General features: G+C 33.4%; 12 protein-coding genes and 2 pseudogenes. 11 read left to right on the top strand and 3 right to left on the bottom strand.

The window, feature by feature from the left end; genetic code table 11:
* Window positions 1-259 precede the first annotated feature (259 nt).
* The 3 genes from V7147_RS21570 to V7147_RS21560 all read left to right on the top strand — a co-directional run bounded on the left by V7147_RS21570 (window position 260) and on the right by V7147_RS21560 (window position 3,019).
* Entirely contained in the window at window positions 260-766 is a 507-nt protein-coding gene (locus V7147_RS21570; RefSeq protein ID WP_335369862.1) for a GNAT family N-acetyltransferase, read from the top strand.
* 628 nt (window positions 767-1,394) lie between these two features.
* Entirely contained in the window at window positions 1,395-1,949 is a 555-nt protein-coding gene (locus V7147_RS21565; RefSeq protein ID WP_335369861.1) for a sigma-70 family RNA polymerase sigma factor, read from the top strand.
* Window positions 1,946-3,019 (top strand): DUF4179 domain-containing protein, encoded by a 1,074-nt coding sequence (locus V7147_RS21560; RefSeq protein ID WP_335369860.1) that lies wholly within the window; start codon window positions 1,946-1,948, stop codon window positions 3,017-3,019. The genes V7147_RS21565 and V7147_RS21560 overlap by 4 nt, the downstream gene beginning before the upstream one ends.
* 114 nt (window positions 3,020-3,133) lie before the next feature.
* Here the strand turns inward: V7147_RS21560 and V7147_RS21555 are convergent, their stop codons facing one another.
* Window positions 3,134-3,313, bottom strand: a complete 180-nt coding sequence (locus V7147_RS21555; protein WP_335369859.1) for an aspartyl-phosphate phosphatase Spo0E family protein — start codon at window positions 3,311-3,313, stop codon at window positions 3,134-3,136.
* A gap of 297 nt (window positions 3,314-3,610) precedes the next feature.
* On the opposite strand from V7147_RS21555, the gene V7147_RS21550 reads away from it, so the two are divergent.
* From V7147_RS21550 to V7147_RS21525, 5 genes and pseudogenes are all read left to right on the top strand, one after another.
* On the top strand, window positions 3,611-4,258 hold the full coding sequence (locus tag V7147_RS21550; RefSeq protein ID WP_335369858.1) for a hypothetical protein: 648 nt from the start codon (window positions 3,611-3,613) through the stop codon (window positions 4,256-4,258).
* A gap of 4 nt (window positions 4,259-4,262) precedes the next feature.
* Window positions 4,263-4,517 (top strand): zinc ribbon domain-containing protein, encoded by a 255-nt coding sequence (locus V7147_RS21545; RefSeq protein ID WP_335369857.1) that lies wholly within the window; start codon window positions 4,263-4,265, stop codon window positions 4,515-4,517.
* A 189-nt stretch (window positions 4,518-4,706) separates the two neighbouring features.
* Window positions 4,707-5,140, top strand: a pseudogene (locus V7147_RS25270) (DUF4279 domain-containing protein).
* A 265-nt stretch (window positions 5,141-5,405) separates the two neighbouring features.
* Window positions 5,406-5,909: a GyrI-like domain-containing protein gene (locus V7147_RS21530; RefSeq protein ID WP_335369855.1), complete on the top strand. Its 504-nt coding sequence runs from the start codon at window positions 5,406-5,408 to the stop codon at window positions 5,907-5,909.
* 288 nt (window positions 5,910-6,197) lie between these two features.
* A complete protein-coding gene (locus V7147_RS21525; RefSeq protein ID WP_335369854.1) occupies window positions 6,198-6,434 on the top strand; it encodes a GNAT family N-acetyltransferase in 237 nt (78 codons plus the stop codon).
* A 196-nt stretch (window positions 6,435-6,630) separates the two neighbouring features.
* Here the strand turns inward: V7147_RS21525 and V7147_RS21520 are convergent, their stop codons facing one another.
* Both V7147_RS21520 and V7147_RS21515 read right to left on the bottom strand, forming a co-directional pair.
* Window positions 6,631-6,891, bottom strand: coding sequence for a helix-turn-helix domain-containing protein (locus tag V7147_RS21520; RefSeq protein WP_335369863.1), 261 nt, complete (start codon window positions 6,889-6,891; stop codon window positions 6,631-6,633).
* 234 nt (window positions 6,892-7,125) lie between these two features.
* A pseudogene (locus V7147_RS21515) lies at window positions 7,126-7,963 on the bottom strand (sigma 54-interacting transcriptional regulator); the annotation flags it as partial.
* A gap of 436 nt (window positions 7,964-8,399) precedes the next feature.
* Between V7147_RS21515 and V7147_RS21510 the strand changes: the two are divergent.
* From V7147_RS21510 to V7147_RS21500, 3 genes are all read left to right on the top strand, one after another.
* Entirely contained in the window at window positions 8,400-9,257 is an 858-nt protein-coding gene (locus tag V7147_RS21510; protein WP_335369853.1) for a transporter substrate-binding domain-containing protein, read from the top strand.
* A gap of 73 nt (window positions 9,258-9,330) precedes the next feature.
* Window positions 9,331-9,993, top strand: coding sequence for an amino acid ABC transporter permease (locus V7147_RS21505; RefSeq protein ID WP_335369852.1), 663 nt, complete (start codon window positions 9,331-9,333; stop codon window positions 9,991-9,993).
* Between the two features lie 14 nt (window positions 9,994-10,007).
* A partial coding sequence (locus V7147_RS21500; protein ID WP_335369851.1) for an amino acid ABC transporter ATP-binding protein occupies window positions 10,008-10,525 on the top strand: 518 nt, incomplete at its 3' end.

Raw genomic sequence — 10,525 nt, 5'->3', positions numbered from 1 at the left:
TTAACAGGAGAAGGTAGAAAAGTAACAAAACGAATTTATCGGTTTACTGGTTGGCACGATGGAGCTAATGAAGTATTTGAACAAATGAAAAAAGAATTTGAAGAATAGGTATTATTGAACTATCGTATACAAGTTTAAGATTAGAGCTGTCATTTTGACAGCTTTTGTTGTTCCACTAATGAGGCAGGTTTGTGGAATAATGTTCTACTAAAGGATATACCATTAATTATGTTAAAAATAAATGTAGGGGGATTAAAAAATGGACAATCCAGTTATTTGCACCGAAAGGTTAATTTTAAGAAAAATGACCAAAGATGATACTAGAAATTTGATGGACATCTTTTCAGACCCAGTAGCAATGAGGTATTATCCTTCAACCAAAAAAGAAAGTGATACAAATGAATGGATTAAATGGACCTTAAAAAATTATGATGAATATGGGGTAGGTTTATGGATCGTAGAAGATAAAGTAACTGGAGAATTTCTTGGACAATGTGGAATTGTACCTCAAGAAGTAGATGGTGTAATGGAGATGGAAATAGGTTATTTATTTGTTCGGCGTGTCTGGGGGAAAGGATATGCAACTGAAGCAGCTTTAGCGTGTAAGAATTATGGATTTGAACGATTAAAATTAAATAGGATGGTCTCATTGCCTGATGTAAACAATATTCCTTCAGTTAAAGTCGCTGAACGAATTGGTATGCAGGAGATAAAAACTATAAACAAATGGGGAAAAGAAGTGTATGTTTACTCAGTGTCTATTTAATATCAACGGTTAAATTTTATATTTATCTATGTGAAGGCTTACACTTAAACTAATGGGTGCGTTGATCCAAGAAGGATTAATGCACTTTTTTGTTGAATTCCTTATTGAACAAACGAAGCAGGTTAGAAAAATAAGGAAATAATTATTAAGAGGGGCTAATAGCCCTCTTTTTTTCTTAGTGATAAACCTAATTTTGCCTGTTAAATATGTTAAACAAAATGCGTAATGTAGCATTTTCATATTACTCGATTCTAAACTAATAGGTGCGATAGTCCAGGAAGGAATATCGCTTATTTTTGTTGAACTTATTAAGTAATGTTGCAAGTTAATCATAATAGGAGTTATTTGGAAAGCGAGCTACGATACTTTTCTTCCTCCATCTCTCATTCCGTTGTGAATTTATTAGTTACATTCACAAATTAAACTGCGAAATCTTATGTCTTCAAAACAAGTTATTTTAATAACCTTTCCACATTTTCTTGTGTTTCAAAAATCTTCAGGTAAAAATAAATTTCCCTATCCTTGGTTAATTGGTTTTAATTTTATTCGTGAATCTGAGAATATTCGATACTATGAAACGATGTATTAAGTATAAAGGCCTTTACAATCTAAAAGGAGTCTAAAGAGAATGAAAATCACAAAGTATAACTTTATTAAACATTTCAAAAAAGGAAAGCACGATGCATTGGAGTATGTAATTGATGAGTATATCGGTATCGTAAAAGCTATTATTTGGAACACTCTAAAGTCATATGGTGATTCCCATTCAATTGAAGAATGTATAAGCGATACCTTCCTTGGAGCCTTTGAAAATGCAAAGCAATTTAAAGGTGATCGGGATGATTTTCGAAAATGGCTTTGTACAATTGCAAAATTCAAAGCGATTGATCAGCAACGAAAATTATCAAAGATACCAACCATGTCAGAATTGGGAGATACCCAAAGTGTTGTAATATCTGCTGAAGATGAATTCTTTTTAAAGCAATCAACCGAGGAATTGATTCACATGATGAATCAATTAGGAAAAACTGATCGGGAAATTTTTATAATGAAGTATTTACTCAATATGAAAAACAGTGAAATTGCTAACCATCTTGGCTTGACTAAAGCATCCGTAGACAATCGACTTTATCGTGGAAAAAAGAGATTACAAGAATTCCGAATTGGAGGAGTTTTTCAATGAAAAAGTTATATCGACAATTCAATGAATTAAAGACTGACTTTGAAATAAGTCCTATGAATGTAGATGATCTGGAAAAAAAGAGAATCAAAAATGCTGTGCTGATGAAGAAAAAGGAAAACAAATCAATTGGAAAATTATCAAGTGCAATCCTAATTGCCTCTTCAATAACTATAATAGGCATCACCACACTGACAATGACAAATCCTGTTATTGCTACAAAATTACCAATTATAGGGGACATATTTGAACGTTTTAATAACGATGACAAAGAATTTGTATTTGATGAATATGAACAATATTCTACCAAAATAGGTACTTCAATAGAAAGCAATGGAGTCGAAATAACGATTACAGATGCAGTATATGATGGTGAAAGTGTAACAATTGTCTATAAAATGGAGAGCGAAGAAGATTTAGGTGAAGAGCCGTTTTTGGAAGGTCAATATTTCATAAAAGGATATGAGAAAGGTCATATTCCAGGGAGGCTAATGACAGAAAGAATCAGTGACAAGGAGTATGCAGGGCTTTTCATCATTTATTTGATGAACGGTGAACAACCAGACAAGATAGATGTTCAATGGGATGGAGATGCTGTCCGTTCAGAGAAATTAGAAAAACCGTTAGCGGGCGATTGGGCATTTGAATTCACTTTAGAAGCAATAACAAGTAATGAAAAGAAGTTTAAGAACCACATTTCACAAGACGAAGGCATTTATGTTTCACTCACACAAATGGTCACAACTCCTATCTCAACAACATTCTATTTTAGAACTGAAGTTGATGAACATTTAAAGCAATTGAAAGAAGAGAAATGGGAAGTTGTCATTTTCGACTATTTAGTAACGGATGATGTTGGAAATGAATACAACGTATTACCTAACGGGGGGTATGGAGACAGCCCATTCAGATTGAATGATAGGATTATTACAAAAACTATTGAAAAGGAAGCATCCTACCTCACGATAACTCCTGTAGTTAAAATATATAAAAATGCAAACGAAAACAGGGAATTGGAATTAGTTAGGGAACCATACTCTTTAGAGCCGATTAAAGTCGATTTAAAAAAATAAATATTGTTTAAAAAGGGGGGCGATTGTTCAATAGGAACAGTCGCTTTTTACTTACGTGAGCGGCGGGGTTGCTCCGGCGAAGGATGTATTCACATTCTAGAGGTGATAATTTCCTTATTTTCCGTGTAATAATTTTTCATATTCGTTTAAAAGTTTGTTTAAAGCTTGGCTCAATGATAAAACTTCTTCATCAAGAAAATCTAAATTCTTATTGTATGCTGTTCGAACCATTTCTTCACGAAGATGCTGGATTTTATGCCAAAGTTCTTTCTCTTCATCAAATTTCTCATTCATTTTTGCACCAACTATATGATAAATTCTAAACATTATACATTGTGCCGTTAATGCATGGCTATTATGTATTAGAAAATATAAATGTTATAGGTTCTATACAATAAAATGATTGTGAACAGTTGCACTTAAAGTAACGGGTGCTTATGTTAAAGATGGGATGGCTGCGGCGATCCGTTTTCTTATTGTGCTAACGGTGCAGGTTAGCGCAATAAGAACTTGAATAAATGTGGTAAAATTACAAATATATTCAAGTTAGATGTAAGAACAAGTATTAAATTTGATAAATGAGGGATGATCATGTCAGTAATAAACCAATTGGCTTCTCATTTAGGACGAATTGATGAAGAGCCGAATATTGAGCTAGCACATAAGCTGGCTAAAGAAGAAAATCATGCAGCCATTGAAGAAATAATTAAAAACCTCTCTTGCAAGGATAAAAAAGTTCAACACGATTGTATTAAGGTAGCATACGAAATTGGACTTGTTAAACCCGAACTTATAGGCAAGTATGTACTGAATTTCATAGAGTTGCTAAGAAGCCGGAATAACCGTATGGTGTGGGGAGGAATGACGGCATTATCTACGATTGCCGAGGTAGCAGCAGAAACCATTATGGAGCATCTTGACAAATTAAAAAGTGCTATGAAAATAGGTTCGGTTATTACTATTGATAAAGGTGTCCTAACTTTTGCGAAGCTAGCAGCCGTCAGTAAGGAAAACAATGATATAATTTTTCCGTTCTTACTCCATCACCTTGAGACTTGCAGACCAAAGGAAATTCCTCAACACTCTGAAAGCACGCTTTTTGCAGTAACAAATGAAAACAGAGAGGAATTTTTGAAAGTGTTACGAAAAAGAGAAAAATATCTTACAGCTCCTCAACTAAAAAGAGTCAAAAAAATTTATAAAACAGTACAAGATGAATTGAAGCATAATATGAGGTGATAGTATGAAAAAATATAAAAAATGTCAAAGCTGTGCCATGCCATTAAAGAAGATGGAAGACCGTGGGACGGAAAAGAATTTAGATAAAAGTTTAATGTATTGTAAGCATTGTTATCAAGAGGGAGAATTCATTCAAAAGGACTTTTCTGTAGATGAAATGAAACTATTTGTAAAAGATAAATGCATCGAAATGGGGTTTCCGAAGTTTTTGGCAGGAATGTTTGTAAAAAGCCTTCATAAATTGGAGAGGTGGAAATAGACATTCTATCCAAGCTAAAGAGGATGCGATATTTGCGGTTATAGCTTTAACATTAACGGGTGCAATGCTTAAATAAGGCATCGCCATTTTTGTTTGATTAACGTAGAAGATTGTGAAGTATTGTACTTAAAGTAACGGATGCTTTAGTATAATAAGAATATTTGTTAGAGGACAAAGATTTTCGGAGGTATGACTGTGGAGAGAACAAAGGTAAGAGTTTACTTTAGACTATTTGGGGATACATTTCCCTTAGATAATGTGACTGAAAAATTAGGGATTACACCTTCTAATACTTATAGAAAAGGAGCTATAATTCTCAATCGTCCAGCAACTCTGTTTAGAAAAGAAACTTCTTGGGATTTAGATACTGGCTACCAAGAATCTCTTGATGTAAATGAACAATTACAACAATTTTAACCCCACTTCGAAATAAGGTATCAATAATTAATGAGATAAAAAAGATTTATTCTGTTGAGTGTAAATTCTTTATCGTTGTGGAAATTGAAGATGGAGATACTCCTGGTTTATATTTGGATAGAGATGTTATTAATTTTGCATCAAATATTGAAGCTGCATTTGATATAGATTTATATGCAAAGCCTTATGATGATTTTAATGAATAAAGTAAGAACAAATCTTATTCAAGAACGGGTGCTTTAGTTTAATAAGCAAATCCTTATATAATAAAGAAAACTCGCAAATTTCTATTGCGAGTTTTTTTGAGCCCTTATGATCTAGCAACAATAATTACGAAAACAGCTTTCTTATTCAAAGGGTGGGTTCAAGAAGCTTGATTTATCTAATGACTATTTCCTGCAAAAAGAGGAAATTTGACATTTAAAGTAGAATTCAATTTAATAATAGAAAATAATAGAAGGAGATATGTAGATGGAAATAACAATTGTTAAAAGAGAACCCGTTCGGATTATCGGTATGAAGATAGAAACATTATTACAAGATACCAGAGAACAAAGAATTATACCTACGCTTCAGCAATCATTTAATAAAAGGGCAAATGAGGTAGTTGGAACTATTGGTTCTCCAACAACTTATGGAATTTTTATTGATCCTCCAAATTACAACCCTGATATTGACCTTTTTACTTGGATAGCTGGAATAGAAGTATCCCATGAAACAGAACCCCCAATTGATATGATTTCATATGTAATCCCTAAAGGAACTTATGCAGTTTTAGAATATCATGGAGACATAGATAATGCTGGGAGTGCATATGGAGAATTGTTCGAATGGATAAATGACTCAGCGTATGAACAAGCAGGGTCATTCGGATTTGAGATGTATCCCAAGGAATACAATGCATTAGAGCGAATGGCTGCTAGTTTTTTATCACATTTCCCAGTTAAGTCTAAACTTGCCGAAATTTCTAAATGATTTTCTAAGTATTCAATAGGATAGCTTTGCTTCATTATTTACTAAATACCGATATTATATAAACTAAATTAGGGGAAAAGGAAGATGAACTATAATATAAATTGTGTTGGAAAATAACGCAAAATTTTTTACCTTTTTACATAAGAAAATTAGAGAATTTAACAATGAACATTCCGTATATCATAAAGAAGTAAGGAAAAAAGAAGCTATTCAACCAATAAATATTTTGGTGTCTGCTGACAACAATAACTGGATTGGTGGTCTAAATGCAGATGTTATTGGTATTGGATGGAGATTAACAAATTTTGGATTAGTGAAGAATACAGAGGTAAAGGTTTAGGTAGACACCTTCTTGATAAAGCTGAAAAAGTCGCCAAAGAGAAAGGTGCAAAGAAGGCTCTGTTAACCACTTTTGAATTTCAAGCCCATTCTTTTTATGGAATTAATGGGTATCAGGTTGTTGGTGAAATTAAAGATTATCCTCCTGGTAACAGTTATTATACTATGGTAAAAACACTTAGTTAAAAAGTAAGAAACTGCTTAAAAGATTGCAAAAATTGAAAATTAGAATGGCGGAAGTAAGAACAAAGTCATCCCACCATTAGAGTAGTTATGGGGAGGAAGGTTCTGACCTCCTCCCACCCATTATTTTTGATAATATTAAATCACATCAAATCAATACAAGAGTTCGTTAGAGACCTTAGATGGATGGATTATCTTTTTATTTTGAAAGTGGAATCCCATATTTCTTTACTCGCCGCATTAGAGATGACTGTGTAATTCCTAGGACATCCGCCGCTTTTCTAGTTGTACCATGTAATTGATAAGCTTTTAAGATTAAATCTGTTTCAATTTGCTTTATTTTTTTATTAAGGGAAAATTCACTTCCAAAAGAAAATAAAATTTCATTTTGGCTAGTGTTCCTGATTTCTTCAGGTAAATCTTGAATCTGAATGATATCCGCTTTAGATATTATGACCATTCTCTCTATAAGATTTTCTAGTTCTCTAATATTCCCTGGCCAAGAGTAGTTTTTTAATAAATCAAATACATCATTCGATATACCTTTCGTCGTTTCATATTTTCGATTGAACTTCTTTATGAAATAATGGAGTAATGGAAAAATATCATCAGGTCGATCCCGTAAAGCCGGAACATGTATTGGAAGAACATTCATCCTATAATATAAATCGCGTCGAAATTTACCTAAGTTAATGGATTCAATTAGATTTGAATTTGTAGCTGCAATAATTCGCACGTTTGCCACGTGATTTTTTGTATCTCCAATTGGNNNNAGTTCCGCCCTCTGCAGTTTTAACAAGTCCAATTTTTCCAGTTGTATTTGCTCCCGTAAAAGCACCTTTTTTATAACCAAATAATTCAGACTCTATTAATGATTCGGGTATAGCACTGCAATTAACTTGAATAAATGGTTCTTTGCAACGATGACTAAGTTTATGAATATATTCAGCAATCAAACTTTTTCCTACACCTGTTTCACCGGTAATTAATATGGTTGAATCTACAACAGAAACCTTCTTTATTAATTCTAACATGTTATCAAATTCTTGACTTTCTCCTAATAAAATATGATTGGATAGCTTTTGATTTTGTTGTCGGTTTATGATTTGGTACTCCTCAATGTACCTTTTTAGAAGAAATTGCGTTTCCTCTAATTTAGCGGTAGTACTTATCGTTTCTGAAATGTCACGAGAGTGTGCAATAACAAATTCGGTATTTCCTTCAGAATCTGGAATTACATGACCAGTTACGAGTATTTTTCTACCAGATCTAAGGGTTTGTACTGCTGAGACCGTTTCTCCTGATTCAAATGCCATCATCGTAATGGATGGATAAAAGACTCCTTGTTCTTCCAACTTCTTCACATTTAGTCCAATTAACTTCGACCTAGGTGCTCCACATAAGTTTTCACTGGATTTATTTAGCCAAAGGGTAAGTCCATTCTTATCAGTTATATAAATACCGTCTGAGAGACTGTCTAAGATGGAGAAAAAATGTTTACTAGATAGGGTTTCCTCAATTATTTTATTCATCCCTCATTCCTCCAACGTACAATTGATTATTATTTGAATCGATATTAATAGTATATGAACCATTGTCGACTCAGTTTACATTTATTTTATTATTTAGAGATGTCGCAACTACCATTTGGTTTTGTCCTCACTATTTCAAGAGAAAGGGAGTTTATTTTTAATGTTAGAGGGAAGTCTCCCCAATATTTTTTGTATTCGATTCAATACGATGGCAATGTGATCAAATCAAATGGTTTATTCTTGATATATTTTAAATTATTTGTCCTTTACAAATGAAAAAAGAATGTTTAAAAAATATAGATCATACTAAAAAATCCTCTAAAGATAGTAATCTAATAGCATTCATTTCCTCTAACTAGTTTTAACAGCTAATCTTGGCATGATAATTGCAATGATTGGTGATGTAGAGAAAAAGATGAAAAGGGAGAGTGGAAAAGTGAAACAGGTGATTAAAGTATTATCCGTACTATTTGTATTTAGCTTATTACTTGCTGCATGTAGTGAATCGTCCAATAACTCGAATAGTTCAAGTAATACGAAGGGGGAAACCAATAATTCAAGTAGTTCGAATGGCGAAGAAAAAAATTCTTCAGGGGAAAAACAATCCATGCTTCAGAAAGAAGGGGTCTTCCATTTTGTTGCATCAGGGGAATATCAACCATTTAGTTTCTTTAAAGATGGTGAATTAACTGGATTCGATATTGAAATTGGCTTTGAGATTGCTAAGCGATTAGGTCTTGAACCTAAAGCTTCAACTACACCTTTCTCTGGCATTATATCTGGAGTTCAGACAGGACGCTATGATGCAGCCATTGCTAGTCATGTTATTACTGAAGAGAGGGCTCAAGCTGTGGATTTTGCTGACCCTTACTACATTTCGGGGGGACAATTGTTTGTTCAACCTGATGAAAATAATATTAACACGCTTGATGACTTAAAAGGTAAAGATGTAGCAGTTGCATTGGGAACAACACATGAAAAAATGGCTAGAGAATATACAGACTCTATAGCAACTTATGACAGTGATATCACAGCATTAAGAGCTTTAGAACAAGGGAAGCATGATGTGACAATTACAGATATTACTGTTGGTGAGATCGCAATACAAACAGGGATGAAAATTAAAATTGCTGGTCCAATGTTATCAGAAGTACAGCATGGGATTGCCGTTCAAAAAGGTAACTCTGAACTGTTAGAAAAGATTAATAAAGCATTAGCCGAAATTATGGCAGATGGAACGTACTTAGAATTAAGTGAAAAATATTTTGGTCGTGACATTAGTAAAAAACAATAAACTTAACCACTATGCCTAACAGACTCAAAGTAGTCTGTTAGGTTAAATATCCTATTTCAAGGAGGTGCTTGTATTGCCGGGATTCCAACATATTATGGAAGAATTTATTCGAACTTTCCCCTTTTTTATGAAGCCTTTGCTCCTAACGCTTGAGCTTACGCTTGCTTCAATAGTAGTTGGAACGATTATTGGCCTATTTTTTGCTTTATTAAAGTTATCTTCAATACCAGGTGGGAAATATCTTGCAGATTTATATATTGCTATAATTCGTGGAACCCCATTGGTAGTTCAAATTTTCATTTTATACTTCGGATTCTATCAAATCGTAGATCTAGGGCAATTTTCGTCTGCAACACTGGCTTTAGCTATACATAGTGGTGCCTATATAGCTGAAATTTTTAGAGGGGCCATACAATCTATTGATAAAGGACAGATGGAGGCTGGTCTTTCACTCGGCATGTCAAAGGCACAGACGATGAGAAGAATCATTTTACCCCAGGCGTTTCGACATTCCGTTCCTCCATTAGGTAACCAATTTATATTATCACTTAAAGAATCTTCATTAGCTGCATTTATTGCAATGGATGAATTATTCGCGATGGCTAGACGGTTATCTGCTGAAACTTTTGATGAATTAACATACTTCATTATTGTAGCCATCTACTATTTAATTATTGTTATCGTATTTACTTTTATATTTAATCGTGTAGAAAAACGGTTAGCTAAAGGAGATTAGAGGGAGGGATTCATTTGCAGGAAGAAACAACTGAAATAATATCTATAAACAAATTGAACAAAAGCTTTGGAAATTTGCATGTACTAAAGGATATTTCTCTCACCATTAAAAAAAGTGAGGTAATTGTGTTAATCGGAGCAAGTGGATCAGGAAAAAGTACGTTAATTAGATGTATAAATTTTTTAGAAACAATGGATAGTGGTGAAATTAGTATTGGTGGCAAAATAATTAATCCAAAAAGAGACAAACTTAGTGAAATTAGGCAAAAGGTAGGAATGGTATTTCAGCATTTTAACTTATTCCCGCATAAGACGGTTCTTGAAAATATTATAGAAGCACCCATTATCGTCAAAAAGGTTAAACAAGAAGTTGCGAAAGAAGAGGCTCTTTTATTGTTAAAGAAGGTCGGATTAGAAGAAAAAGCCCATGTTTACCCTAAAAAATTGTCAGGAGGACAAAAGCAAAGGGTAGCCATTGCAAGGTCACTTGCGATGAAACCTGATATTATGCTATTTGATGAGCCTACTTCAGC

It is taken from the genome of Bacillus sp. JJ1521 (assembly GCF_036965165.1).
Taxonomy (GTDB): domain Bacteria; phylum Bacillota; class Bacilli; order Bacillales; family Bacillaceae_L; genus Ferdinandcohnia.
Note: the sequence above shows the minus strand (reverse complement) of the source record. Positions and strands in the feature narration are given on the sequence as shown.